This is a genomic window from Polyangium mundeleinium, assembly GCF_028369105.1.
Lineage (GTDB): Bacteria > Myxococcota_A > Polyangia > Polyangiales > Polyangiaceae > Polyangium > Polyangium mundeleinium.
In genome coordinates, this window is sequence record NZ_JAQNDO010000001.1 from 8,568,554 (window position 1) to 8,595,547 (window position 26,994).

General features: G+C 68.4%; 21 protein-coding genes. 12 read left to right on the forward strand and 9 right to left on the reverse strand.

What is annotated here, in order from left to right; genetic code table 11:
* Window positions 1-19: 19 nt before the first annotated feature.
* Window positions 20-3,040: a hypothetical protein gene (locus POL67_RS33895; RefSeq protein WP_271924753.1), complete on the reverse strand. Its 3,021-nt coding sequence runs from the start codon at window positions 3,038-3,040 to the stop codon at window positions 20-22.
* Between the two features lie 226 nt (window positions 3,041-3,266).
* Between POL67_RS33895 and POL67_RS33900 the strand changes: the two genes are divergently transcribed.
* The 3 genes from POL67_RS33900 to POL67_RS33910 are packed head-to-tail and all read left to right on the forward strand — an operon-like array spanning window position 3,267 to window position 6,360.
* The gene (locus POL67_RS33900) at window positions 3,267-4,649 is read left to right on the forward strand and encodes a serine/threonine-protein kinase (RefSeq protein WP_271924754.1); all 1,383 of its coding nucleotides are present in this window, start codon (window positions 3,267-3,269) and stop codon (window positions 4,647-4,649) included.
* Window positions 4,633-5,679: a hypothetical protein gene (locus POL67_RS33905; RefSeq protein WP_271924755.1), complete on the forward strand. Its 1,047-nt coding sequence runs from the start codon at window positions 4,633-4,635 to the stop codon at window positions 5,677-5,679. The genes POL67_RS33900 and POL67_RS33905 overlap by 17 nt, the downstream gene beginning before the upstream one ends.
* A gap of 57 nt (window positions 5,680-5,736) precedes the next feature.
* Complete coding sequence (locus POL67_RS33910; RefSeq protein ID WP_271924756.1) at window positions 5,737-6,360, forward strand: hypothetical protein; 624 nt, start codon at window positions 5,737-5,739, stop codon at window positions 6,358-6,360.
* Between the two features lie 3 nt (window positions 6,361-6,363).
* On the opposite strand, the gene POL67_RS33915 is transcribed toward POL67_RS33910, so the two are convergent.
* A complete protein-coding gene (locus tag POL67_RS33915; RefSeq protein WP_271924757.1) occupies window positions 6,364-8,010 on the reverse strand; it encodes a sigma-54-dependent Fis family transcriptional regulator in 1,647 nt (548 codons plus the stop codon).
* Between the two features lie 157 nt (window positions 8,011-8,167).
* Between POL67_RS33915 and POL67_RS33920 the strand changes: the two genes are divergently transcribed.
* The 3 genes from POL67_RS33920 (at window position 8,168) to POL67_RS33930 (ending at window position 11,830) form a co-directional block, all read left to right on the forward strand.
* Window positions 8,168-8,866 (forward strand): pirin family protein, encoded by a 699-nt coding sequence (locus POL67_RS33920; protein WP_271924758.1) that lies wholly within the window; start codon window positions 8,168-8,170, stop codon window positions 8,864-8,866.
* Between the two features lie 100 nt (window positions 8,867-8,966).
* On the forward strand, window positions 8,967-9,557 hold the full coding sequence (gene wrbA, locus POL67_RS33925) for an NAD(P)H:quinone oxidoreductase (protein ID WP_271924759.1): 591 nt from the start codon (window positions 8,967-8,969) through the stop codon (window positions 9,555-9,557).
* Window positions 9,558-9,781: 224 nt separating this feature from the next.
* On the forward strand, window positions 9,782-11,830 hold the full coding sequence (locus POL67_RS33930) for an esterase/lipase family protein (protein ID WP_271924760.1): 2,049 nt from the start codon (window positions 9,782-9,784) through the stop codon (window positions 11,828-11,830).
* A 6-nt stretch (window positions 11,831-11,836) separates the two neighbouring features.
* Here POL67_RS33930 and POL67_RS33935 read toward each other — a convergent pair whose 3' ends face one another.
* Window positions 11,837-12,952, reverse strand: a complete 1,116-nt coding sequence (locus POL67_RS33935) for a cyanophycinase (RefSeq protein ID WP_271924761.1) — start codon at window positions 12,950-12,952, stop codon at window positions 11,837-11,839.
* A 146-nt stretch (window positions 12,953-13,098) separates the two neighbouring features.
* Between POL67_RS33935 and POL67_RS33940 the strand changes: the two genes are divergently transcribed.
* From POL67_RS33940 to POL67_RS33960, 5 genes are read left to right on the forward strand one after another with little or no spacing between them, the layout of a single operon-like run.
* The gene (locus POL67_RS33940) at window positions 13,099-14,145 is read left to right on the forward strand and encodes a sulfate ABC transporter substrate-binding protein (protein ID WP_271924762.1); all 1,047 of its coding nucleotides are present in this window, start codon (window positions 13,099-13,101) and stop codon (window positions 14,143-14,145) included.
* Window positions 14,146-14,151: 6 nt separating this feature from the next.
* Window positions 14,152-14,976: a sulfate ABC transporter permease subunit CysT gene (cysT, locus tag POL67_RS33945; RefSeq protein WP_271924763.1), complete on the forward strand. Its 825-nt coding sequence runs from the start codon at window positions 14,152-14,154 to the stop codon at window positions 14,974-14,976.
* On the forward strand, window positions 14,966-16,078 hold the full coding sequence (locus POL67_RS33950) for a sulfate ABC transporter permease (RefSeq protein ID WP_271924764.1): 1,113 nt from the start codon (window positions 14,966-14,968) through the stop codon (window positions 16,076-16,078). Before cysT ends, POL67_RS33950 begins: the two co-directional genes overlap by 11 nt.
* Window positions 16,075-17,133 (forward strand): sulfate/molybdate ABC transporter ATP-binding protein, encoded by a 1,059-nt coding sequence (locus POL67_RS33955; protein WP_271924765.1) that lies wholly within the window; start codon window positions 16,075-16,077, stop codon window positions 17,131-17,133. The genes POL67_RS33950 and POL67_RS33955 overlap by 4 nt, the downstream gene beginning before the upstream one ends.
* Window positions 17,134-17,171: 38 nt before the next feature.
* Window positions 17,172-18,191, forward strand: coding sequence for a sigma-54 interaction domain-containing protein (locus POL67_RS33960; protein ID WP_271924766.1), 1,020 nt, complete (start codon window positions 17,172-17,174; stop codon window positions 18,189-18,191).
* Between the two features lie 15 nt (window positions 18,192-18,206).
* On the opposite strand, the gene POL67_RS33965 is transcribed toward POL67_RS33960, so the two are convergent.
* From POL67_RS33965 to POL67_RS33975, 3 genes are all read right to left on the reverse strand, one after another.
* Window positions 18,207-19,418: a porin gene (locus tag POL67_RS33965; protein WP_271924767.1), complete on the reverse strand. Its 1,212-nt coding sequence runs from the start codon at window positions 19,416-19,418 to the stop codon at window positions 18,207-18,209.
* Window positions 19,419-19,648: 230 nt separating this feature from the next.
* Window positions 19,649-21,787: a TolB-like translocation protein gene (locus POL67_RS33970; protein ID WP_271924768.1), complete on the reverse strand. Its 2,139-nt coding sequence runs from the start codon at window positions 21,785-21,787 to the stop codon at window positions 19,649-19,651.
* 68 nt (window positions 21,788-21,855) lie between these two features.
* On the reverse strand, window positions 21,856-22,794 hold the full coding sequence (locus POL67_RS33975) for a hypothetical protein (protein ID WP_271924769.1): 939 nt from the start codon (window positions 22,792-22,794) through the stop codon (window positions 21,856-21,858).
* A gap of 403 nt (window positions 22,795-23,197) precedes the next feature.
* On the opposite strand from POL67_RS33975, the gene POL67_RS33980 reads away from it, so the two are divergent.
* The gene (locus tag POL67_RS33980; protein ID WP_271924770.1) at window positions 23,198-24,061 is read left to right on the forward strand and encodes an HAD family hydrolase; all 864 of its coding nucleotides are present in this window, start codon (window positions 23,198-23,200) and stop codon (window positions 24,059-24,061) included.
* 2 nt (window positions 24,062-24,063) lie between these two features.
* On the opposite strand, the gene POL67_RS33985 is transcribed toward POL67_RS33980, so the two are convergent.
* The 3 genes from POL67_RS33985 to POL67_RS33995 form a co-directional block, all read right to left on the reverse strand.
* On the reverse strand, window positions 24,064-24,921 hold the full coding sequence (locus POL67_RS33985; protein ID WP_271924771.1) for an HAD family hydrolase: 858 nt from the start codon (window positions 24,919-24,921) through the stop codon (window positions 24,064-24,066).
* Between the two features lie 13 nt (window positions 24,922-24,934).
* Window positions 24,935-26,107 (reverse strand): 6-phosphofructokinase, encoded by a 1,173-nt coding sequence (locus POL67_RS33990; protein ID WP_271924772.1) that lies wholly within the window; start codon window positions 26,105-26,107, stop codon window positions 24,935-24,937.
* Between the two features lie 311 nt (window positions 26,108-26,418).
* Window positions 26,419-26,979, reverse strand: a complete 561-nt coding sequence (locus tag POL67_RS33995; protein ID WP_271924773.1) for a hypothetical protein — start codon at window positions 26,977-26,979, stop codon at window positions 26,419-26,421.
* Window positions 26,980-26,994: the final 15 nt, after the last annotated feature.

Here is a 26,994-nt window from a genome sequence, read left to right on the forward strand (position 1 = left end):
CCGGCGGAACTGTCGCCGCTCAGAAGAGCTGCCCGGACGAGCCCGCGACGCCCGCGTTGCCGGACGAGGTGCCGCCGGTGCCACCGGTGCCGGGCGTGAGCGTGTTGCCCGTGACCGAGACCAAGGGGCTGCCAACACGGTACACGGCAAACGAGGGGCCGCCCGCGCCGCCGCCGCCATGCCCGCCATTGCCACCCTTGCCGCCGGTGCCGCCATTGCCGCCCTGGCCCACCTCGGCGGTGCACGTCGCCGCGCCCGTACCGCCGCTCCCGCCGGCCCCGCCCGCGGCGCCCGCACCGCCGTTCCCGCCGTTCCCGCCCTTCGCGCTCCGGATCGTATTGCCCGACAGGGACATTCCGTTCGAATTGAGGACGAAGAGCCCGAACGAGCCCCCGCCGGCCCCGCCGCCGACGCCGCCGGTTCCGCCGCAGCCGCCCGCGCCGCCGCCGCCGCCTCCGTTGCCGGTGCCATTGATGACGAACGCGCCCGTCTGTCCGCCACCACCGCCACCACCGCCGGCGCCATTGCCGTGCACACCGGTCACGCCGGTCACGCCTGCATTGCCGACCCAGAACAGGGTCGCGGTCGATCCGCCGTTGCCGGCCGCCCCGTTCCCGCCGTTCGTCCCCGCCGCGCCGGGCTGGCCACCCGCGCCGTCCGTTCCCGTATTGCCCGCGGAGCCGCCGATCCCGCCGGCCGTGCCTCCGATGCCCGAGAGCCCTGATCCGCCGACTGCTGCATAACCGCCCTTGCCGCCGAGGCCGCCGGTCCGGCTGCACACGCTCGACCCGCCCGAGCCGCCGGCAGCCGTGGTGTTGGAATCGCAGGCGCCGGGCCCGCCCGCGGCCCCATTGCCTCCGGTCCCACCAACGGTCCCCGCCGCCCCCGCCGCCCCTGGCCCCGCCGCGCCGGCGGAGAGCGAGCTGTTTTTCAGGACGAGCGACGGGCAGTTGTTGCAGTACATCGCGTAATTCGAGATGCCCGCCGCGTTCGTGTCGAGCGTCTGGATCGTCATCCTGTCGACGGTCATCGCCGTGACGAGGTCCTTGCCCTCGACCGCGCCCACGCGCCCATTCACCACGCCGCTCGATTGAATCGTGGCCACGTAGGCCGCGCTCCGCGCCCAGGCGTTCTGCGCCGAGTACCCGCCGTACAAGGACACGCCGTTCGCCAGCGTGATGCGGCCGTCGTAGAGCCCCTGCGACACGTACACCTGCTTCTTGCCGAGGACGACGGCCCTCGAGATCCCGGCGGAGATCGTCGCCATCGGCGACTCGCGCGTGCCGGGGTTCAGGTCATTTCCGGTTTTCGCGACGAACACAGCCGCGGACGCGTCGCCGTCGATGCCGTCGCAGTTCGTGTCGGCGAACGTGTCGTCGGGCAGGTCTGCCCCGACGAACTGGCACTCGCAGCCGTTCTGCGGGGAGCCGTCGACGTCGACGTAGCCGGGCTGGCAGGCGACGAGCTGGCACATGCCGGACGAGCAGGTCGATTGCGCGTTCGGGATGAGCATCCCGCAGTTGTTGTTGCAGCCGCCGCAGTTCGCCGCGTCGTTCAGGTGGTTCGTCTCGCAGCCGGTCGCGGCCACGCCGTCGCAGTTGCCGAAGCCCATGGCGCAGACGCCGAGCGTGCAGGCGCCCGACACGCAGGACTCGGCGGCGTTCGCGAGATCGCACAGGGCATTGCACCCGCCGCAATGCGCGAGGGTCGTTTGCAGGTTCGTCTCGCAGCCGGTCGCGGCCACGCCGTCGCAGTTGCCGAACCCGCTGTCGCAGGCGCCGAGCGTGCAGGAGCCCGACACGCAGGACTCGGCGGCGTTCGCGAGGTCGCACGCGGCGTTGCACGCGCCGCAATGGGCGAGGGTCGTTTGCAGGTTCGTCTCGCAGCCGTTGCTCGGAACCTGGTCGCAATTGCCGAACGGCGCGGTGCACGCGGCCGGCACGCAGGCGCCGCCCATGCACGCCTCGGTCGCATTCGCGAGCTCGCAGGCGTAGTTGCAGCCGCCGCAATGCAGCACGTTGCTCGTCACGTCCGTCTCGCAGCCGTCGCCCGCCACGTCGTTGCAATCCGCGAACCCCGTGGTGCATGCGCCCGGCTTGCAAGATCCCGACACGCAGACGGCGTTGGTGTTCGGCAAACTGCACGCGTTGTCGCAGGCGCCGCAATGACCCGCGCTCGTCATGATGTCCGTGTCGCAGCCGTTCGTCGGATCGGCGTCGCAGACGGCCTGGCCTTGCGGGCAGCCCTCGGCGGTCCCCACGATGGGCACGATCACGTCGGACGCCGGGTTGCCGCCAATCGTCGCCGTGACCTCCACGTGGAGCGGGTCGAGCGGCTCGGCGAGGCCGGGCGAGGTATACGTGACCTCGAAATGAAGCGCTGTGCCGGGCGGCCGGTCGAACGGCAACGTGACCGGCACGCGAATGGGCGGATTCGGCGCGTCCGGCACGAACCGGACCACCGCGACGGAAAAGTCGGGGCTCGCCACGCTCACCGTCTGAAACGACGCGGTTGCGTTCGAGGTATTGTCCACGCGGAAAAGCCGCATCCGGGTCGTCCCCGGGGGCACGAGGCCGTACGAGAGCTCCTCGGGGCTCGCGCAAGCGCCCTCCGGCCCCGCGTCGTTCAGCACACAGAGCTCGAGCCCGGCCACGGGCCCGCCGCCCGCGCCGCCCATGCCACCTGCGCCGCCTTCGCCGCCTACGCCGCCGACCCCACCCGTCCCCCCTCTACCGCCTGCGCCGCCGATGCCGCCGGCGCCTCCCATGCCCGCGTTCCCGCCGACGCCGCCGACGCCGCCGGAGCCACCTACGCCGCCCACGCCGCCTGTGCCCGCGGCTCCGCCGTTGCCCCCGGTCCCGCCGCCTCCCGCGTCGCCGCCTCCGCCGCCGCTTCCGCTCGGCGATCCGCTCGCGCCGGCCGTGCCGCTCGTACCGACCTCGCCTCCTTCCGCGCATGAAGCCGCGTGAAACGCCGCGAGGCTGAGCCAGGCGGAGGAAACCAGGAGGCCCATCGTGGTGCGGAAGGGTCGACTCGGCATGTCAAACCATCAAACACGAATTTGGCCCTTTGTCCACGAAGCAACCTGCTCAGAAATTGCGGTCACCTTCTTTTCGTCCGATGCTGCGATACCTCTGTCGCAGGCGCGTCCCCGTGCGTTGCAAATTGCAACGGTTCGTCCGCGGACACTTCGGGGGGTGTCGGATTTCCGACACGTCCCTCCATCGGCGCACACACGACGACCTTGTTTCGGTCGCAAACGAGCCGTGATAGCGTCTGTCGTCAGTATGATGGTGGCGCCGCCGCCCGGGACCATCCTGCTGGGCAAGTACCGCGTCGAGCAAGAGCTCGGCTGCGGCGGGATGGGTGTGGTCCTCGAAGCGACGCACCTCGCGCTCGGCCAGACCGTCGCCATCAAGCTTTTGAACCCGGAGCTCGCGCTCTCGTCGGACGTCGTGACGCGGTTTCTCCGCGAAGCGCGCATCGCCGCGACGTTGCCCTCCGAGCACATCGCGCGCGTGAGCGACGTCGGGCAGACCGAGACGGGCGCGCCGTACCTCGTGATGGAGCGGCTCTACGGGCACGACCTCGAAGCCGAGCTCACGCGGCGCGGCAAGCTCCCCGTCGCCGAGGCCGTCGACCTCGCGCTCGAGGCCTGCGAGGGCATCGCGGCGGCCCACGCGCAGGGCCTCGTGCACCGGGATCTCAAGCCGGCGAACCTCTTCCTTGCCGAGCGCCCGCTCCGCCCGCGCGTGCTCAAGGTGCTCGACTTCGGCCTCTCGAAAGAAGCGCCGGGGCACAGCGCCTCCATCACCGGGACCGACGCCGTCTTCGGCACCCCGCAGTACATGTCCCCCGAGCAGATCCAGTCGACGAAGAACGTCGACGCACGCAGCGATCAGCACGCGCTCGGCATGATCCTGTACGAGATGCTCGCGGGCGCGCCGCCCTACGCGGCCGAGAGCATCACCCAGCTCATCGTCGTCATCGCCACGCAGCCACCGCCGCGCGTGCGCGAAAAACGCCCCGATGTCCCCGCGCGGCTCGAAGAGGCGATCCTGCGCGCCCTGGCGAAGCGGCCGCACGAGCGGTTCCCGGACCTCGGCGCGTTCGCGGAGGCGATCGCGCCCTTCGGCGGCCCCGAGGCTCGCACCCGGGCCACGCGCATCGGTCAGGCGCTCGTGGGCACGGCGAGCTTCGAGACGACCTCGCCCGGCCGGCCCTCGCGCGTACCGACGGACCAGGCGATCACGCTCCCGCGCGCGCCCGCGCACACACATCCAGGCTTCACGAGCTCCGTCGACCTGGGCGACGCCCGAGGCCGAAAAAAACGCGCGGCGCTCTTCGCGACCGGGGGCCTCGTCGCGACCGCGCTGGTCGTCTCGCTCGTCGTCGTCACGCAACACGCAGCGACGCCCGAGGCCACGACGACGCCGCCCGAGGCCACGCCCGCGGCGCGCGCGCCCGATCCGACGACGCCGCCGCCTCCGCAGGTCACGGTCGCGGCGCCGCTCCCCTCCGCGACGTCGTCCACGGCCACGAGCACGACCCCGGCGAAGACCACGAAGGCGCCGACGACGACCAAGACTTCGAAGCAAACGCAAACAATCAAGCAAACGGTGGGGATTTTCGGTGGCAAGCGCAAATAAGTTCGTCCTCGTCGCCGCGTCGCTTCTCGCCCTCGCGCCCGCCGCAGCCCGCGCGGACAACGAGCCCCCGCTCACGTCGCCCGCCGATCCCAGCGAGGCCGCGACGCTCGCCGAGACCCTCTTCCAGGACGGCAAGCGCCTGCTCGAACAGGGCGCGTTCGTCGAGGCCTGCACGAAGCTCGCGCAAAGCGACGCGCTCGATCCGGCGATCGGCACGCTCGGGCTGCTCGCGGCTTGCCACGAGCAGGAGGGCCGCACTGCCACCGCGTGGCGCGAGTATGGCGAGACGGCCCGACGCGCGGAGGCCGTGAACGACGAGCGCGGCGCGTTCGCCCGGCAGCGCGCGAGCGCGCTCGAACCGGAGCTGCCGCGCCTGCTCGTGCGGCTCCCGAAGGGCGCCGAGGGGGCCGCCGTCTTCCGCAATGGCGTGCGCCTCGCGCCGGACGAGCTCGGGGTCGCGCAGCCCATCGATCCGGGCACGTACGAGATCGTCGCGCGCCTCGCGGGCCGGCCCGAGTTCCGGGCCATGGTCACGGCGCAGGCGCGCAAGGTCGCCGAGGTCGAGATCCCCGGCTGGAATCGCCCCGCGTCGGTGGAGCCGGCGAAGAAAAATCCGGCACCATCGGATCCTGGGACCTCCAATCTTTTGACCTCCAAAGGACTTGGCCCGCGCAAAGTGGGCGCCATCGTGGCGGGCGGGGTGGGCTTCACCGGGCTCGCGGTCGCGGGGGCCTTCGCGCTTTCGGCCAGCAGCCGGAACGCCGCGTCGGTCTCGCTCCAGGAATCCTGCACGACGGCGGCCTCGTGCGAGCGCGGGCGCGAGCTCCGCGAGGACGCGCTCCGGTCGGCCACGGTGGCGAACATTGCCTTTGGCATTGGCGCCGCCAGCACGGTGACGGCGCTCGTACTCGCTTTGCTCCCCGAGCGCGCCGAGGCCCCCAAGCCCGCGCCGCTGACGGGTTTCCACTACGAAGTCGCGCCCTTCGCCAATCGGACCGGGGGCGGAGCGCTTCTCATCGGAAATTTCTAATCCGAGCGCTGCGAGTTGCCTTGCGGAGCGCAGGCTCGGCCAGGTAAACTACTGAACATGCGTTCCATTCTCTTCATAGCATCGGGTTTGGGTTTGCTGGTGTCCATGACCGGCTGCGCCGATCTCCTCGGCATCGAGGCGTGGCAGGACCCGGCGAACGCGGACGGGAGCGGGAACAACGGCGCCGGGGCGAAGGGGGAGGGGGATTCCGGCGCGGGGGGCGAAGGCGGTGAGGGCGGCGAAGGGGCTGCCGAGCCGTGTAGCAATGGCGTGCAGGACGGGGACGAGGCGGACGTCGATTGCGGCGGCACTGCGTGCGGCGCGTGCCCCGACGGCGCCGCGTGCGCGAGCGACCAGGATTGCGTGAGCGTGTTCTGCTCGGTCCGACAGCTCTGCGCGCCGGTCGACGGGCGCATCACGTGCGGCGAGGAGGGCGAGCACGGCCCGAGCTGCGGCGACTGCATCAAGAACAGCGACGAGACCGACATCGATTGCGGCGGCGACGCCTGCAACCCGTGCCGGCAGGGAAAGGCGTGCCTGCAAGACGCCGATTGCCTCGGGGGCGTGTGCGTCGCGAACGTCTGCGCGCTCGGCGCGCCGGGCGTAGATTGCTACGCGAACGCCGATTGCGTGAGCGGGCAATGCCTCGGCGCGGATCTCCTGGGCGGCGCTTGCCAGTGACGGCTAGCCCTCGCCGTACTCCTTGAGCTTCCTATAAAGGGTCGCCACGCCGATCCCGAGTTTCGCCGCAGCCTCCTTGCGGTTTCCTCCCTCGGCCGCGAGCATCGCGAGGATGTGCTCCCGCTCGACCTCGGCGAGCGGGCGCGGGGAAAACCCTGCTTCACGCGGAGCTGTTGCGGCTGCTGCGCCTCCGATCTCGGGCGGCAGATCGCCCCCCTCGATCGTAGGCCCTTCCGACAGGATCCGCGCCCGCTCCATCGCATTGACGAGCTCGCGCACGTTGCCCGGCCAGGCGTGCTCGTAGAGCGCGCGGCACGCTGATTTGCCGAGCTCCTTCGGCGCCTCCCCTTCCCGCGCCGCCGCCTCCGAGAGCTGTCGCCGCGCGATCGGCAGGATGTCCTCCGGACGCTCGCGGAGCGGCGGGATTGCGATCTCCACGACCCGCAGCCGAAAATAGAGATCCTGCCGAAAGCGCCCCTGCGCCACGGCCGCCGCGAGATTTCGGTGCGTCGCCGCCACGATCCGCACGTCGATCGGGCGCGTCCGGTTCTCGCCCACCCGCCGCACCTCGCGCTCTTCGAGCACCCGGAGCAATTTCGCCTGCATCGCGAGCGGGATCTCGCCCACCTCGTCGAGGAACAACGTCCCGCCCCGCGCCGCTTCGAAGAGCCCCGCCCGCTCCGTCACGGCCCCGCTGAACGCGCCTTTCGCGTGCCCGAAGAGCTCGCTCTCGAGCAGACTCTCCGGCACGGCCGCGCAGTTGATCGCCACCAGCGGCCCCGCCACGCGCGGCGACGCGTCGTGCACGAGCCGCGCGATCCTCTCCTTGCCCACCCCGCTCTCGCCGAGCAGAAGCACCGTCGCGTTTGTCCGGGCGACCCGCCGCGCCATCGCGACCACGCCCCGCATGGCCTCGCTCCGCGCCACGATCCCCGGCACCTCGGCATCGTCCTCGCCCGCCGAGAGCAGCCGCTCGGCGCGAAGCAGCCGCGTCTCGGCACGCCGCAGGGACCGCTGCACGTGCCGGAGCGAGGCGTCGAGGCAGTCTGTCTCGTAAAACGAGAGGTGCGGCACGATCGCCTCGCCCCACTCCTCGCGGCTCCGCCCGATCATCCGGCACACGGCGTCGCCCTTGCCGCGGCACGACTCCTCCAGCGCGAAGATCGGCCGACCATTGACGCGGCTCAGGTATCCGCTCGCGAATCCCGCGAGCGTCCAGCACACCGGCTCCGTCGCTTGCCCGAGGTGCAGGAGGTGCTGCTCCGCCTCGTACGAGTCATTCCATATCGCGTCGGCGAACGGCTCGGGCCCCGGGCGCCCGTCGGGCTCGACCGGCTCGAACGTCACGAGCCCCCACAGCCGATGCAGCCGCCCGCCCGCGATGCGCCATTCCCGCTCGTCCGCCCAGGGAATCCGCTCGCGCAGCGCCTCCGCCGTCCGCCAGCCGTGCCCGTACCCGAAGCGCGTCAACACCGCGCGCGCCGCGTGGTAGCCGAAGCTCTCGATGAGCTGCTTGCGCAAGAGTCCGAGCGCGACCGCGTCGAAGAGGAGCACGCGCTCGCCCGCGAAGCGCATCACCCCGCCCTTCGGGCCGAACGAGAACAGATCCGAGAGCCGCAGATCGGCGGCCCGCATGCCCTTGGTTTTCATTTCGAGAGCCCCGAGTCTATCATTTTGATAGACGGAGGCAGCACGAACCTCGCGTTTCCCGCCGAAAAAGCGCCTACCCGAGCTTGGCCCGGCTCGTGCTTGTCTGGAGGGCGAAAGGACAGCGCCCCGCACGAGGCCGGGGACCAAGGAGACCACGATGATCAGGCTGCGACGCTCGGAAGACCGCGGACACGCGAACCACGGCTGGCTCGACTCGTACCACACGTTCTCGTTCGCCAACTATTACGATCCGGCGCACATGGGCTTCCGGTCGCTCCGGGTCATCAACGAGGACCGCGTGTCGCCGGCCCAGGGCTTCGGCACGCACCCGCACCGGGACATGGAGATCCTCTCGTACGTGCTCGAAGGCGCCCTCTCGCACAAGGACTCGATGGGCAACGGCTCGGTGATCCGGCCGGGCGACGTGCAGCGCATGACCGCGGGCACGGGCGTCACGCACAGCGAGTTCAACGGATCGCGCAAGGATGGCGTGCATTTCCTGCAGATCTGGATCGCGCCCGAGGAGCGCGGGATCACGCCGGGGTACGAGCAGAAGAACTTCTCGGAAGAGGACAAACAGGGCCGGCTCCGCCTCATCGCCTCGCGGGACGGCCGCGACGGCAGCGTCACGATTCACCAGGACGCGAGCGTGTATGCAGGGCTCCTGGCCGATGGCGAAGAGACGCGCCACGCGCTCGCCGACGGCAGGCACGCCTACGTGCACGTCGCGAAGGGCGAAGTGAAGCTCGGCGAAACCGTGCTCCACGCGGGCGACGGCGCGGCCATCAGCGGCGAAAAGGAGCTCGTCTTCAGCGGCCACGGAAAAGGAGAGGTGCTGCTCTTCGATCTTGCGTGATAGCGTACGCGCCCTCCTCCGCGCGGGGGCTCCGCTCGGACACGCCGAGCGAGCCCCCGCCCCCTCATCTTCCGATCTTGGACGGAGCTAGACAGCCACCATGCCCAACGTAGCGATCATCTATTATTCGTCGACCGGGACCAACCACGCCATGGCGCAGGCCGTGGGCAAGGGCGCGAGCGCGGCGGGGGCCGAGGTGCGCCTCCGCCTCGTCGCCGAGACCGCGCCGGACGCGGCCATCGATCGGAACCCTGCGTGGCGCGCGTTCCTCGACAAAACGAAGGACGAGCCGAAGGCCTCGCTCGAGGACCTCGACTGGGCCGACGCCGTCGTCATTGGCACGCCCACGCGCTTCGGCAACGTGGCGGCGCAGATGAAGTCGTTCATCGACACGGCGGGCGGGCTCTGGTTCCAGGGCAAACTCGCGAACAAGGTGTATTCGGGGTTCACCTCGGCGCAGAACGCGAATGGTGGCCAGGAGTCGACGCTGCTCGCGCTTTACAACACGTTCTACCACTGGGGCGGCGTCATCGTGACGCCGGGCTACACCGACCCGCTCGTGTTCTCGTCCGGCGGCAACCCCTACGGCCCCTCCGTCACGGCGAACGGCGCGCCCACCGAGCACGACATCGCGCACGCGACGTACCTCGGCAAGCGCGTCGCCGAAATGGCGAAGAAGATCCGCGGCTGACGACGCGCCGCTCCATGCTGCGCCGCAGCACGCACATCTGGCGTCCTTTTGCAGTGCGGCAATTGCTCCCCTTCCGACACTTCTTCGCAGCCGCAGCATCAAACGGACCTTCCGGTTCGAACGATGCTTGAAAACCCCACGGATCACCGATAGGCATGGACGACCCGCACTTGCTGCGGTCGCACAACCGGGGCTCCCCGGCGGGCGCTGCCCAGGAGGTTTCCATGCTGCAATCTTCGCTTCCCCGTCGTTCGTTTGCGCTCACGGCCCTCTTCGCGGCCCTCTCCGCCATGGGCTGCGTGGCGTCGCCCGTCGACGAGTTCGCTCCGGGCGACGACGAGACCGACGAAGCCAGCTCCAACCTCACGTTCATCTCCGATTACGAGGCCTATTTCGATCCCCCCGCGACCACGACGTTCTCGCAGAGCTACAAGCTCGTCGGCGCCATCACGCCCCCGAGCTGGTCCTGGGGCAAGATCGAGCTCCTCGAAGGGCGGCAGAAGTTCCGCACCGAGGGGTACAACCTGCGCACGGCGAAGGGGCGCTGGCAGGACACGTTCCAGGACTCCACCTATCCCTTGCGCACCTACTTCGGCGCCCTGAACCAGCAGCTCGTCGACGGGTTCAACATCCAATACCAGAACACCTGCGCCGGCGCCGTCGGCTCGACGTCGGCCGCCGCTTGTCCGGACAAGGGCCCCACGCGTCCCGAGGCGCGCTTCGTGCTCCTGCATCACGGCCCGAAGACCGCGCTCGATCAGTGTGACAAGACGAAGGCCCCGGTGCTGCTCGTGCACGGCGCCATGCAAAACGCGAACGTCTGGCTCCGGCCGAGCGGCGACGACGGCACGGGCAAGCTCTACCCCGGCATGACGCAGGCGACGGGCTTCGTGCAGGCGCTCGAGGCCGAAGGCTTCTGCACCTACGCCACGACCTTCGGCAACTTCCACGGCGACAACTTCAACCAGGCCATTCACATCGCGAACGCGCTCTCGCGCATCCGCTCGCTCACGGGGAGGCCGAAGGTCAACCTCGTCGCCTGGAGCAAAGGCGTCGTCGCGGCGGACCTCTACATGTCGAGCCCCGCGACCTGGACCGACTGGGGCCCGAAGTATTTCGAGCAGCTCGCGGCGCTTCAATCGCTCGGCGTCCCGAACTTCCGCAAGGACGTGCGCACGTACGTCGCGCTCTCCGGTCCGCACCTCGGCATCGACCTGAACTTCCGCCACCCGTTCAACCCGCTGCTCATCTACAGCACGGCGGAGAACGCGCCGCTCGGCCAGGGCCCCGTGACGTGGAGCTACATGTCCGCCGTGCAATGCGTGACGTGGGGCTACGCGGACTCGCCGAACGACATCTTCCCGAACCCGTATGCCTACTCGGTCTGCGAAAACCGCGGCGGCACATGGCTCGATTACTGGCGCCGCATTTACACGTCGAACATCACGGGCCTCGACACGACCGGCAAGCCGCTCGCGCCGAAGTCGCTGAAGACGCTGAACACCGAGCAGGGCGCCTCGGCGACGGGTTACTCGTTCGACAAGTACAACCTGGCCATGTGGGGCTCGGTCGACGACAAGGGCAAGCTCGTCTCGGCCTACCTCGGCCAGATGCAGGTCACCTACGATCTGCGCCCGTATTACCCGCTCCCGAACCGGCAGGACGATCCGATCAGCTACGACTGGTCCACGCTCGACACGGACGAGACGAAATGGCGCGACTGGATCGCCATCAAGACCAACTACAACCCCGCGAACATCTTCGGCGGCGCTGGCTGGATCATGGATGACGCCGGTCACACGACCTGCCGCGCGACCGCGTACGATCCCGCGACCGCTTGCCGCGCCAAGCACCTCTACTACGACAGCCTCACCGCCGAGTCGTATTCGCTCGGCTATGCGCAGTACAAGCTGATGGACGGCATCGGCATCAAGGCCGTCGCGGAGATGGGCGGCAACCTCATCGATCGGCTCCGAGCGCGTGGCCTCAGCACGAGCCTCGATTACCTCTACGTGCTGCACGGCACCTCGGGCGGCACGAGCGGGCAGGTCTTCGAGATCGACGGCATGGCCTGCCCGACCTGTGATCCCAAGGGCGACGGCGTGCTCTTCGACGTGAGCATCGCGGCACGGGATCAGCTCACACAGGGCTGGACCAGCACGAACAAGGCAAACAAGTCGAAGCAGGAAGGCGTGCCCTACGGCCACCTCGAAGTCGGCGTGACGCCCGCCGTCTGGACGAAGATGATCACGCAGTTCAAAGCGCTGCCCTGATCCGGATCAATATGGGTCCGCCGGGCTCGTCACGCCGTTCGCGGCGCTGAGGGGCTCGGCGGGCACGCTCGTTTCGCCCGACGGGAATTCCAGCGTATCCCCGGCCGCGAGCCGATGATACGACAACCCCGAATACACGAGCGGCTTTCCAGCCTCACAGCTCGTGGGCTTCTCGTTCGCCACCACGAGATACGCTTTCCCCTCCCCCATCACCTCGCCTTTGCCCTGAGCGTCGATCACGACCGCGGTCTGCTCGTCCACGCCGATCCCCTTGGCCTTCGGGGCCCAGCCGTCCGTGAGGATCCGCCCGAGGAAACCGACGAGGCGGCCCATGCGATCGCGGGGCACGAAATGGCTGTCCGTGATGAACCCGGCGAGCGGCGCGAATGTGAAGAAATCACGCTCCATCGTCATGAAGACGTTGTACGGATCGAGCAGCGCCTCGTCCGAGTACACGCTGCCCTCGTGCGCGGCGAACACGAACTCGCCGAGCACGGCGCAGCCCGCGCTCGTTCCGCCGACGACGCCGCCGCGCTGCCAGACCGAGGCAATCGCCGAGGCGAGGGCCGTGCCGCGCCAGAACGTCACGTAATCGGACTGATCCCCGCCGGCGAGGAAAACGCCCTCGGCGTGCTCGACGCGCCATTTCACATACTCGCTGTTCGCGAGATCCTTGCTCGTGACGAGCATCGTCTCCACCGAATCCGAGGCGCTGAGCTCCTGCAGATACTCGTTGTACCCGTCGGCGCCCGAGGCCCGGAGGACGACGACGTCGCCGCCTGCGATGCGCGGCTTCCACCAGGTGAATGCGGCGTCCACGTCCGTCGAGCCGCCCATCAAGATGAGGCCCGGCCCCGCGGGGGTCACGTCGGCGTCCGCGTCGTTGCCCGTCACGTAATGAACGAGCCCCGCGGGCGGCTCGGGGCTCACGGCGTTGCCGCCCGTGCCTCCGCTACCGCCTGCGCCGCCGCTTCCACCTGCGCCGCCGCTTCCACCCGCGCCGCCGCTGCCGCTTCCGCCTGCGCCCCCGCTACCGCTCCCATTTCCGCCTCCACCCCCGCAACCGGCGAGCACCAGGAGGACGACCAGCGAAGCGGCGAGTTTTTGGGGTCGCGTCGACATCCGCCCCGAATACCCGCGTCACGAACGCACGTCAATCCGCGACGCGGCCTGCACAGTATTCATCCACACACGCACTCGTCCGCCATGACGGACATCCAGTAAATTTCACTGGACACGTCCGTTATAGCAGACATAAGTTCGTCATCGTGGCACACAATCCGACGGGTGGGACGGCGGGCCGACGCACGGCGATCACCGCCTTGATCGTGGGCGCGCTCGGGCTCTTGGCCTGCGGCAAGTCCCGACCTGGAGGCGCGGCCCAGGAGGTCGAGCTCCTGAACGTCTCGTACGACCCGACCCGGGAGCTCTGGCGGGACCTGAACGAGAAGTTCATCGCTGCCTACGAGAAAGAATCGGGCACGAAGGTCACCCTCAAGCAATCCCACGGCGGCTCCAGCACGCAGGCCCGGGCCGTCATCGACGGCCTCGAAGCGGACGTCGTCACGCTCGCCTCGTACCTCGATACCGACGCCATCAGCAAAAAGGGCCTCATCCAGCCGAACTGGATCGACAAACTCCCTTCGCGCTCCTTGCCGTACACGTCCACGGTCATCTTCGTGGTGCGAAAGGGCAATCCGAAGGGAATCAAGGATTGGCCGGACCTCATCAAGCCCGGCGTCGAGGTGATCACGCCAAACCCGAAGACCTCGGGCAACGGTTACCTCTCCTTCTTCAGCGCGTGGGGCTCCGTCGTCCTGCGCGGCGGCTCGCGCGACGACGCGATCAAGTACGTCACGCAATTGTACAAGCAGGTCCCCGTCCTCGATTCCGGCGCGCGCGGCGCGACCACCACGTTCGTCCAGAAGAAGATCGGCGACGTCCACCTGGCCTGGGAAAACGAAGCCCACCTCGAAGTGCGCGAAGCGAAAGGCGAGCTCGAGCTCGTGTATCCGCCCATCAGCATCCGCGCCGAGCCCCACGTGGCCCTCGTCGACAGCAACGTCGACCGCAGGAACACCCGCAAAGCCGCGGAGGCGTATCTCAGGTTTGCATATACCGACGAGGGACAAGAGATCGCCGCAAAACACTTCTACCGGCCGACGAACGAGGCCATCCTGAAGAAACACGCCGCGATCTTCCCGGAGCTCCGGCTCTTCGCCATCACCGAGATCGCCAAGGACTTCCCCGACGCGCACAAGCAGTTCATCGGCGAGGGCGGCGTCTTCGACACCATCTACAGCCCGAAGAAGTAGCCGCGAATGGCGAGCGTGAACCGAAGAGTGCTCCCGGGTTTCTCCCTGACCCTGGGGTATACGGTCTTTTACCTCGGCCTCCTCGTGCTCCTGCCGATCGCGGCCGTCTTCGTCAAGGCCGGGTCGCTCTCGCTGCACGATTTCTTGGGCGCGGTATGGACCGAACGCGCGCGCGCCGCCTATCTCCTCACCTTCGGGACCTCGTTCCTCGCCGCGCTCACGAACGTCGTCCTCGGCGCACTCATCGCCTGGGTGCTCACGCGGTACACGTTCCCGGGCAAACGTATCCTCGACAGCCTCGTCGACCTGCCCCTGGCGCTTCCGACCGCGGTCGGCGGGCTCGTGTACGCGAGCCTTTACGTGGAAAACGGCTGGCTCGGCCGATTTCTCGTCCCCCTCGGGATCCGCGGCGCGTACACGAGGCTCGGGATCGTGCTCGTCCTGGTCTTCGTCGGCCTGCCTTTCGTGGTGCGGACCGTGCAACCCGTCCTGGAAGACCTCGACCCGGAAGCCGAAGAAGCCTCGTCCTCGCTGGGCGCGACGCGCTGGCAAACGTTCGCCTTCGTGATCCTTCCGACGCTGTATCCCGCATTGATCACGGGGTTTGCCCTCGCGTTTGCTCGCTCCATCGGCGAATACGGCTCGGTCGTCTTCATCTCGGGCAACATGCCGTTCAAGACCGAGATCGCTCCGATTTTGATCGTCGCCCGCCTGGAGGAGTTTGCTTATGGCGAGGCGACGGCCATAGCGGTCGTGCTGCTCGTCATTTCGTTCTCGATGCTGCTCGTGGTAAACCTCCTGGAGAGCTGGAGCCGGCGCCATGACCGTTGAGACGGCGGAGGTCCGCGACGCGCTTCGAACGAGGTCCGCGGCGACGAAAATCCGGCGGGCGCAGCAGGATCCCGCGTGGCTGCGATGGAGCCTCATCGGGCTCGCCGTCGCCGTGGTCGGCGTGCTCATCGTCCTTCCCGTGCTCCACGTGTTCGCCGGGGCGCTGGCCGAGGGCGCGGGTGTGTACTGGAAAAACCTCGTCGAGGATCCCGACACGCGCCACGCCATCGGCCTGACGCTCACGGTCGTGCCCATCGCGGTAGCGGCGAACGTCGTCTTCGGCGTCGCGGCGGCCTGGGCGATCGCGCGGTTTTCCTTCCCGGGACGAACCCTGCTCACGGCCCTGATCGACCTGCCCTTCTCGGTCTCCCCCGTCGTCGCCGGGCTCATGTTCGTGCTGATCTTCGGCCTCCAAGGGTATTTCGGAGCCTTCCTGCGCCGCGACGGTTACGCGATCATGCCGTACCTCGTCTCGGCCCTCCTCGTCCTCCTCCTCGCCGTCGCCTATTTCGTCTTTCGGCCAAGCCACCCGCGCGCGCGACGTGGCCTTTGGAAAACGCCTCCCCTCGGCTTGGCGCTCGCGGGCGCCACGGTGTTCGTGTTGCTCGTCCTCGGGCAGCAGGCCCTCGACGTGTGGCCCGCGAACCAAAACCTCAAGATCATCTTCGCCACGCCGGGGCTCGTCCTGGCAACCGCCTTCGTCACGTTTCCTTTCGTGGCGCGGGAGCTCATCCCCGTGATGAATGCCATCGGCGCGGACGAGGAGCTCGCGGCGCTGAGCCTCGGGGCAAACGGCTGGCAGATGTTCTGGCACGTCACGGTGCCGAACGTGAAATGGGGGCTCGTGTACGGCATCATTCTGTGCAACGCCCGCGCCATGGGCGAGTTTGGCGCGGTGTACGTGGTCTCCGGCCACATCGCCGGGGAGACCGACACCATGCCGCTCCGGATCGAGAAGTTGTTCCAGGAGTACAACATGCCGGGATCGTTCGCGGTCGCGTCCGTGCTGACGCTACTCGCCATTGTGACGCTCATCGTCAAACGGAAGCTCGAAGATCGCATCCCGGCCTCCGAGCAAGGCCGCACGGGGGCGCATCCATGAGCATCCGCATCCAGGGCGTATCGAAGAACTTCGGCGGCTTCCGGGCCCTCGACGACGTCAGCCTCGACGTCCCGAGCGGCTCGCTCCTCGCCCTGCTCGGCCCATCCGGCTCGGGAAAAACCACGCTCTTGCGAATCATCGCGGGCCTGGAGGTCGCCGACCGGGGCACGGTCCTGCACCACGACGAGAACATCACCGAATACGACGCACGTGATCGAAAGGTGGGCTTCGTCTTCCAGCATTATGCCCTGTTCCGGCACATGACGATCGCCGAGAACGTCGGGTACGGGCTGCGCGTACGCGGGGTGCCCAAGCAGGAGAGACAAACCCGGGTCGACGAGCTCCTCAAGTTGATCCGCCTCGAAGGCCTTGGATCGCGGTATCCGGCGCAGCTCTCCGGCGGGCAGCGGCAACGCGTCGCCCTCGCCCGCGCGCTCGCAGCGCAGCCGAATGTCCTTTTGCTCGACGAGCCATTCGGCGCGCTCGACGCCAAGGTCCGCACGGAGCTCCGGCAATGGCTCCGCAAGCTCCACGAGGAAATTCAAGTCACGAGCGTCTTCGTGACGCACGACCAGGAAGAGGCCTTCGAGGTCGCCGATCACGTGGTCATCATGAACGAAGGCCGCATCGAGCAGGTGGGCACGCCGGCCGAGGTGTTCGAACGCCCGGCGAATGCGTTCGTCATGGACTTCCTCGGCAACGTCAACGTGTTCCACGGCCGCGTCGAGCGTGGTCGGGCCGTCGTCTCCGGCCTCACGGTGGCCTATCCCGAGTATCCGCACCCCGAGGCGCGCGACGCCGCCGTGTACGTGCGTCCGCACGAGCTCGAAGTCGAGCGGAGCCCCACCGAGGCAGGCAGCCTCGCGGCGAAGGTCCTGCACGTGAATCCGACGGGATCCCGAACCAAGGTGGAGCTCCGCGCGCTGGACTCGAACCAATTGATCAACGTGGAGCTCACGCCCGAGCGTTTCACCGAGCTCGGCTTGAAATCGGGCGACACCGTCCACGTCGCGCCGCGCAAGGTCCGCGTGTTCGTGCCCGATTACGAGATCTGAGCCTCACGCGTCCTTCCGAGCCGATATCCGAGGAACCGATGGAAATGAGCGAGTTCGTGATCGGAGAATCCGCCGGGCTCAAGCCGGTGATGGAGCGCGTCCTTCAGGTGGCGTCCACGGACGCGCCGGTGCTCGTGCTGGGCGAGACCGGCTCCGGGAAGGAGGTCATCGCGCGGGCCATCCACGCGCGCTCGCGACGCGCGAAGGGCCCCGTGGTGCGCGTCAATTGCGGCGCCATTCCCTCGGAGCTCATCGATTCGGAGCTCTTCGGCCACGAGCGCGGGGCATTCACCGGCGCCGTGGGCACGCGCAAAGGCTGGTTCGAGCGCGCGGACGGCGGCACGCTTTTCCTGGACGAGGTCGGCGAGTTGCCGCGCGCGGCGCAGGTGCGCCTCCTGCGCGTGCTCCAGGAGAGCACGATCGAGCGGGTCGGCGGGCACGAGACGATCCACGTGGACGTGCGTATCGTCGCGGCCACCCACCGCCACCTCGAAAGCATGGTGGCCGAAGGAACGTTCCGGGAAGACCTCTGGTATCGCCTGAGCGTCTTCCCCATTCGATTGCCCGCGCTGCGGGATCACATGGAGGACCTGCCGGCGCTCGCGGCGTTTTTCGCCGAGCGCGCGGGCAAACGCCTCGGCGGCCCCGGGCTCACACCGACGGCCGCCGACCTCGACTTGCTCCGTCGATACACGTGGCCGGGCAACGTGCGTGAGCTCGCGACCGTGATCGAACGCGGCGCGATCCTCGGCAATGGCAAGCGGCTCGAGCTCGCGGCCGCGCTCGGCAGCCCGATCATGAAGCCACCCTCGCGCCCTCCCCCCTCGGCGGCGTTCCACGACGCGGAGGAAATCGTGACGCTCGACGAGGCAACGGCCGCGCACATTCGACGCGCCCTCGCCGCGCGCGGCGGCCGCATCGAAGGCCCGTTCGGCGCGGCGCGCCTGCTCGGCATCAACCCGCACACGCTGCGCGCGCGCATGCGCAAGCTCGGCATCGAGTGGTCGCGGTTCCGCGAGCCTTCCGCGGGACCCACCTCGATGCAGCCGAATCGATAGACGCACGCGTCCCCCTCAAAACATCGCGTCGAGCTGGAGGTGGGCCGCGTGGTTCGCCTTCTCGAAATCGAAGTCGTGCGGCATCCGGGCGATCCAGTCGGCTTGCAGCTTCATCTTGTGCTTGTTGAAGTAATAGTTGAGCCCGACGCCGACCTCCTGCCCGCGGCTCTGGACCTCGGAGACGAGCTTCGGATCCGTCCCGCCGAACGCGTACAATCGTGAAAACCGCGCCACGATCTCGATCGGCGGATCGAACACGTACGACGCCTGAAAGACCGTGCCCTGGCCCGAACGCGTGTACTCCGTGCGCGGGTTTCCATCCTCGTCCGTGGACTCGATCCGATCCACATCCGCGCGTTTCCACAAATATTCGCCCTGGAGCGCGAATCCGCGCCATTTGAACACGAGATCCGCCGCGGCGTGCAGGTAATCCGTCGTCCCGCCGAGGAACGTCGCGCCCGTCGTGCTCCGCAATCGGTTCGTGTTGTAGTTCGCCGCGAAAGCGCCGCCGAGGGCCACGGCCGGCTTTCTCCGGCGCTCGAGGTCTCCTTCGGAGTCATCGTCGATCTTGCCGAGCGGGCGGAGCTCGAGCCGTCCCACGAGCAGCGCGCCGGGCTCCCTCGACGTGGTGAGGTTCGTCCCGCCTCCGCCGAATGCGCTGAGCCGCCAGGCGACGGGAGACTCTTTCCCGAGGAAATTCTCCGAATACAACGTGATGCCCGCGTCGCGATCGAGCGTCAGCTCGCCGACCGGCACCGGCCTGTCGGCCATCTGCAACGCGAACTCGCGCACCGTCCGCAATCGATCGAACGGAACGAAAAACTGCCCGGCTCGGACATGAAAATCGCGGTGGATCTTCCAGTCGATGTATGCGTCGAAGATCGGTGACGTCGCGCCGTCACGATAGTCACGTCCAGCAATGGCGAGCTGAATCATGTAGGTCAGCTCGGGCCGATAGACGTGGCCAGAGAACCAGAGGCGCGCCGTCCCGATGTTGACGATCTGCTGGAAATCCCGTTCGCCCTGATCATCCGCAGGAGGCACGTTGATCTGGTAGCGGAGCTGGATCCGGCTCCGGGCATTGAACGAGAAGACGTCCCCGACCTTCACCGTCACCCCATTGCCGGGGGAGCCGGATATCTCCACCGGAGGCTTCGGCTCCACCGCGGCGGCGCTCCCGGGCAGCCCGAGCGCCGCTCCCATCACGAAGGCGCAATACGATTCCAAGCGTCTTCTCAGGGACGACATGCAAACCCCCCGAGCATCTCGCGTGCCAGGGGCGACGTGTCGGTTTCCTCCGACGCATTCATCCGCTCGAACGGACGCGCTTCCAGAGGACCCGTGACCGGTCACGGCCGCCCGTGAAATATGCTGGGGGGCTTGACGGGCGGCGTCCCGGTGCGCCGGGCGCCGCCCTGGTTGCGTGGTCGATCAGGCCGGAGGCGTGCGCCTCGACCTCACTTCGGCGTGGGGGCCGCGCATCGATTGTTGATGCACAAGGAGTCCGGCACGCAGCAGTTCGCCGCGGTCTCGCAGCTCTCGCCCTCCTGCGCGCATTCGTTCGCGGGCGGCGGCACGCAGACGAGCTCCTTCGTGCCGTCGCCATTCACGTCGGCCGGGCGGCAGACGTTGCCGTTGCAGCACGAGGCGGCGGACTCGCAAGGCTGGTTGAGGTCCTTGCAGGGCTCGAGCGCCGCGAACGCGCGCATGTTGCCCGCTTCGAGCTCCTGGCCGGGCAGGTAGAACGCCGGGTGGCTCGGATCGGGTTTGCCCTGGTAATTGATGTCGATCGCGGCGACCCAGAGCTTCTTGCGCGGGCTCGGCGTCTCGGCGCCGTTGATGTACGTGCCCCACTTGTTGTCGCCTGCCGGCACCGTGCCGCCGGGGCCGATCGTGTTGCCATACACGCGCCGGCTCGTGAAGAAGACCCAGTAATACCCGCCGACCGGGACGGGCAGGATCGTGGGCTCGTAATTCAGGCGTGCCTCCTCGGCGTCGCCGAACGGCAGGATGAACTGCCCATTCTCGTCGTAGCCATTCAGCGCCGCGAGCTTGTTCACCGTCTTCGTCGCCGTCTCGACGAGGAGGACCTCGGCATACGAAGGCGTCGCGCCGCCACCCGCGGTGTCGAAGCGATCCCCCGCGTGGTAGAGCACCGCGCCGCCGTCGGGCGTGAAGCTCGGCCAGCCGACGATACCCGAGGGCACCGTGAGCAGCTCCGTGATGGCCGAGAACGAAGGCGGCGATTGCGAGAGGTCGGCGTCCATCATGGCCAGCGTTCGCCCAGGCGAGGCGTCGTACCACGTGAACGCGAGGTGCTTGCCGTCGGGAGAGAACGTCGGCGTGAGCGCGTATTTCACGGCGTTCGTGAACGAGGAGGCCCCCACGTCGGCGCCCGTCTTCGTGTCGAGGAGCCGCGAGGGGTAATCCCCGGCCAAACCACGCACGGGCGAGCCGCCCGCCGGGATGCCGTTCGTGATCATGTACGTGCCGTCGGGCGTGAGGCCGCCGAACGAGAACTTGCGGCCGTCGTTGTCGAGGTAGCGCTGCGAGGCCGTGCCGTCCTGCGTGAGATCGTAGCTCGCGCTGTCGAGCGGATTGTCGACGGTCCAGTTGACGCCCGCCACGAGCACGTTCCCGTTCGCGCTGACGGAGTGGCAGACATTGCATCCGCCGAGGAGGACCTCCGCATTCGACCCCGGCTTGATGCGCATCACCGCGCCGCCGTTCGCGAGCTTCGAGACGTACGTGTTGTAATAAACGATGCCGCTCAGGCTGCCCTGCGCGATGCGCCACGATTGCGTGACGGGCCCCGTCGCGACGCCGCCCGCGAGCCTCGTGGCCGTGACGGACACCGTGTCGCTCGCGCCGGCGCTCTGCGTGACGCCCTTCCATACGGCCGGGGGCAGGTCCACCCGCGCGGGGGCCGACGCGCCGAAGTAGCCCTTGTATTCGAAGTCGCCCACGTGGATCTTCACGAGCACGGCGTCCGCATTGCCGGCGAGCTGGAGCGTGGGGGCCGCAAGTCCTCGGGGGAAGACGGTCTTGTCGTACGGATAAAGCCACCGGAAGCCCGGATCGGCATTGCCGCCGGTGTCGAGCTTCGTCTGATCGTCGGGCGAGAGACTGCCGGCATTGTCGGCGATCTTCACGCGCACCGTGAGGGTCGTGCTCGCCTCCAGTTGCCCGCTCTTCGCGGTGACCTTGGCCTTGCCGGCCACGAAGCCGCCGGACGCGAAAACACCGTCAGCGCCAATGGTTCCTACGGTGACATCGTCGAGGAACCAATCCACGGCGCCGGGGTTCGAGCCGTCGGTGAGCTTTGCGTGGAAGGGGAGCGAGCCGGGGACGCCGGTCACGTCGAGGATCGGGTCCTGGGGCTCGATCACGAGCGACTGCTCGCCGCCGTCGAAATTGATGAAACCGCCCTCGCCGCCCGAGCCGCCGCCCCCGGACGACGAGCCGGCGTCCGGGGCCGAAGCGCCGCTGCCCGCGGCGCCGCCGCTCGATTCGCCGCCGCCGCCGCACGCGGCGATCGCCCCCGCGGAGGAGACGGCCGCCGCAAGGAAAAGAAACCAGAGTCTGTCACGCGTCATGAAGGGACCTCCGAAGCAATCCGGCCGATCATGCTACCAGATGTCCGGGTCGATTCCGATTGCAGGCGCTAGAAAAATCCGAACGTGAGGCCCCCTTGCGCGGCGAAGCCCACCGAATCGAGGACGCGCATGTAGACGGGCCCGGCGTGCGCGAAGAGGCCCATGCGGGCGCCGCTCCGGGCCCAGCCGAAGCGCGAGACCTCGCCGAGCGAGAACTGGAGCTCGGCGCCGACGCGGCCGCCGTGACCCACATTCAGGCCGACGATCCCCGCGATGGGATAATACCCGTACCCGGCGAACGGGACGATCGCGAGCACCTTCGCCGGCTCGAAGCGATAACGGACCTCGCCGCCGATCGAGCCCGCGCCGATCATCGCGCTGAGGCCAAAGGAGAATCGACCGAACTGCGGCCCGGTGAAGACCTCGATCCCGCCGAGCCCCGCCGTGACGTCATCACGCCGAATGGCGCCGCCGCCGACGCGGGCGACGAAGACCCACGTGGAATCGGCCGGAGGGCCATACCCGAGGTGCGGCTTGCCCGGATTCACGAGGGGCAAAGGCTCGATCGCGTCGGCAGGCGCATGGACGGCAGGATGGAGGCGGAGGACATAGGGGGCGCCGGATTCGATCGGCGCGCCCGGGAGCGTGAGGCGATAGGTGCCGCCCTCGCCGGGCGCGAGGTCCTCATCGCCGTCGGCCACGGATGCGGAGACGAGCGGCGACGGCCTCCCGAGCACGGCGAGCTCGATTCGCTCGGGCTCGACGTGGAGGGGCGTTTTTCCCTCGTTGACGACGTGCACGTCGACCCGCGTGTTCGCGCTCGTTTGCCAGTACCCGACGTGAATACGCTCGACCCGCGCCGAGATGCCGGCGCCGCTCGTCGCGAGGCCGGCGTTCGGGCGTGGTTCGAGGGCGCGGTAGCCGACGCGATCGCAGGCGGCGGTCGAAAGGACGAGCGCGAACAGCGGCAGGGCGCGGGAGAGTCGAGGCGCAAGGGTGCGATCCACGGGCACGACGCACGGTACCACATCCCGTCCGGATGGCTCCTACATCCCTCGGGGGTCCCGCCCCAACCGCAATGGTTGGCCCACGTGCGAACGAGGGTGATCCCCCTCCTCCAGGCAAACCTCCCCGGGCGCGTCGAAGCAGGATGCATGCAGGTCGGGTATCCAGCGCAGTCGCCCGCATCCCTCCTCCTCGACGCCCCTCCCACCCACCGCAGCCCCGTCGACCCCCGCCGCCGACACGTCGAGCGCCACCGCGAACACGTCGAGCACCACCGCAAACGCGTCGGCCGGCACCGCGAACGCGTCCACGGTGACCGACACAACACCTACATGTGCCGCTTCACCCGTTTCCCTCGCATTTTTCCCCTTCTCACCCGGATCGCTGGCAGGTACCGTAGCGAGCGTGACTACTACCGCCACCTACACCTGGCCCGCTGTCCTCGCGATGGTCTCCGCCCCTACCGAGGAAGAAGCGGAGCGTTACGCCAACGAGATCCCCAATGCCGAATTGATGGAGCGGGGCTCGCAAATCCGCAGCGAGAAGATCCTCACCGACCTCGTGCGCTTCGGCGGAATCCTCGGCGAGTTCTGGCCCAAGGCCACCGCCGCGCAAAAGCGCCACGTCCTCGGTTTCTCCGAGCCGCTCCTCAAAGTCTTCGTCCATTCCGGGAAAAAACTCGCGGACATGGTGGCGCAATTCGACGCCACCGAGGATGACCGCGAGGTCAGCCGCGCCGCCGCCCACGCCGTCGCCGACCGGACCTACAAGGAGGGAATGGAGGATCGCGAGCGCCTCGTCACCGCACTCGAAGGCGTGGCGCACCTCGAACCAGGGCTCGAAGAGCGCATCTCGAAGGCCACCGGCCGCGTCACCGATTTCACCACCCTCGCCCAATCCCTCACAGCACTGACGAAGATCGCGAAGGACATCCGCCAGAACCCCCTCTCGAAGGCGGCGCGGCAGCTCGAAGACGGAGGGCTCGACAGCGCGCAAATCCTCGCGTTCGAGGACGTCGCCGCGAACGTGAAGTCCACCGGGGCGCTCGCCTCCGGCGCGCGGACCAAGGGCAAGATCACGCAGGCCGATCTCGACCTGCAAGACGGCATCTGCCTCGCGCTCATGGAGCGCGTGATGAAGATCGTCAACCGCGCCCACGAGCGCGATCCATCCATCCCCAAGCTCACGCCCATCACAACGCGGCGGATGTTCCCGAGCCGCAAACGCAACGTCGACGCGCCGGCGCCCGAAGGCAGCACCGGCGGCTGAAATTACCCGGAGAGCCCGGCCCGCGCGAGGATCTGCCCGAGATCGTCGCCGTGGCTCGCGCGCGCGCCAAGCGACTCGAAGAAAGCGACCTCGTGCGCCGCGGGCGCGCGTGGGCCCGTGACCATGTGCACCTGCATGCCGAGCGCGAGCGGCAGCGCGAGATCCAGCTCGTAGATGTCTCCGCAGACGAGCACCTCCTCGGGCGCGACGTTCGTCGTTTGCAGGATGTGCGCGAGCTTCTCCCAGTAGCGACCGCGCCGCGGATACACCGGGCGCTCGAGGCCCGGCAGGAGGATCTCGGCGGGCACCCGCGAGAACCGCGCGTCTTCCGTCTCGGGCTCGGCCACCACGTACTTGCGCGCGTCGCCGTGCACCTCGATCTTCGAGAGCCCTTCGGGCCCGAGCGTCCGCAGCTTCTTCAGCGCCGCCTCCGTGCGCGCGTTCGTGACGACGAACGTCGGCACGCCCGACGCCGCGAGGGCTTCGAGGACCTCCTTCGCGCGCGGCCGGAACGCGGTCAGCGTGCGCTCGTAGGCGAGGTGATACAGGACCGTGAGCACGGCCGTGCGGGTCGCTTCGCCGCGCAGGACGCCGTACTTCTCGAAGAGGAGCTGCGCGATGCTCGTCGAGCGGATGTATGGATCGGCCCCGGCGGGCGCGACGATACGCCCGTCGTGGATCCAGCCGTAACGGCCTGGATTTCGCGCGATCTCGGCGGCGCGCTCTTCCCAGACGGCGGCATCTTCTCGACCGAGGAGATCAAAGACCGCCTCCCGGTACACCTCCACGAACGGGGCGGCTTCTCGCTCGACGTCGGTGAACGTGCCGTCGAAATCGAGGATGATGCATTTCGTTGCCACGACGCTCCTCCGCTCAGAGACTGGTCTTCTCGCTCGTGAAATTGTCCCGGATCCACGTGGAGAAGCCGGGGATCTGGAGCCGCGCGAGCAGCGGCAGGAACGCTCGCTCCACGCGGTCTTCCCGCGCGATGAGGTGGAACGGGCGCACGCCGACGTCGTTCGACGCGAGCACGAACGGCATGATCTCCGTCCGGCCCTCCTCGAACGCGTCGAAGAGCAGCGACGCCTTGACGTACGCCGCCGAGATCTCCAGGAACGCGGGCCGCACGCCGCGCAGGTACCGGCTGAACGGCTCGGCGATCACGCGCTTCTGCGCCGAATCGGCGAGCCCCGCCGCTTCGAGCTGCCGCCGGAGGAACTCGCTCGCCGACGCGCCGGGCATCTCCCGCGCCCGCCGCTCGCGCTCGTAGCCCTCGGCCACCACGACGAGCGCGTAGTCGGCCCGCGACAGCGCCTCGGCGGTCTCGCGCAGCACGGCCTCCGGGAACTGGAAAAACGGCAGCACGATGAGGTGCGCGCGCGCCGCCACGCCGCAGTGCAGCGCGTGCCGGCCGCTCCGGTTGCCCATCATCTCGAGCAGGTAGATCCGCTTGTGCGTGTAGGCATCCTCGTAGAGCCCGCGGGCGATCGTCGAGCCCGCCTCGACGCCCGTGAGGAAGCCGATCGCGCGATCGCCGGCGAGATCGTTGTCGATCGAGACATTCACGAAGCCCGTCGGCACCCGCGGGGAAATTTCGCCGAGCAGCGCGCGCAGGCCCTCGAACGTACCATTGCCGCCCACGCCGACGAGGTGGGAAAACCCCTGGGTTCGCAAGGTCTCCGCGGCGGCGCGGCGTTTTTGCACATCGTGGAAGCCGAGGTACCGCTCGCTGCGGAAGTCGCTGCCGGCGTCGAGGACGCGGCGGCCCATGCTGCGGGCCGGGATGCCCTTGGCGAGCAGGGCGTAGCGCTCGCGGCGGCTCACGATGAGCCGCTCGAAGCGCGGCTCGTTCGTCGCGTCGGGCGTGAGCGAGCGGAAGCCCTCGGTCGCGGCCCATACCTCGTAGCCGCGGCGCGAAGCCTCCTCGGTGAGCGCGACGGCGACCGACGCGTATCCCGGCGCGTTCCCCCCGTCGAACACGAGAAGCAGACGCCGCTCCGACGGCGGCATCGCGGCAGGCGTCCCGAACTCCACGAGGTTCGTCATACGGGAGGCGCGTAGCATGAACGGGGGGTCGGTTGGAAGATCGACCGGCGCGGATCGTGGCCCCGGCGTCGAGGCGACCGCCAGTGGCGAGGCCAACGAGGGACGGAAAGAGCTTGCGAACACGCGGATTGAGGACGTAGAGCCAGCGCAGGGGCTGGCTCCCGTCAATCATTGTCTGCTGGGGAGAAGAAACGCTGGGATGCGTGCGTCCGCTTCTCGGTCCGAGCTCGTGGAGCGGGGGCCCTCCGCCGGATGCATGCCCCTTTCCGCGTCTTCCGGCAGAGAAGGCGCAAACGAATCAGGCTCGCCAATCATCCACCCTCTCGAGCCATCGTGGTGCCGTTGTGCGCGATTCTCTCCGCGAGTGTCAAAACCAGCTCAACGGCCGCCTCCTCCTTCATCACGAGTTCGAACGGATCGGCCATCCCTTCATGGACAGGTCTGAACTCGACACCTGCCGTCGACGCGTCCCACGAGCATACGATCGGGGACGAGCGCAAGCCTCCAGTCACCTCGAAGACTTGCGCCCTATCAGGTGCGCCCCTGATCTCCGGGGCCTCACCGCGGAGCAGCTTGTTCTGCAACACGAGGACATGCACCAAGGCCATCAATCTCAGCGCGACGTCCCATTTGACAACAAGCTCGCACCGGGATCCATTGCGCGTAACGGCAAAGACAGGCTCTTGAACGAACGACACATAGATCGTCCCGGTACCCACGATGTCCGTCGACGAACCGAGCGTCGCGACGAGCCGCACGGACTCTGCATCATGCAGAAGATACGAGCTTCCCCATCGTTCCATCGACTTGCACCTCATGACAGCCGTCTCGACGGGCGAGATCAGTCCGGACCCCGACGAGGGGTTCTCCACCCCTCGACCCGGACC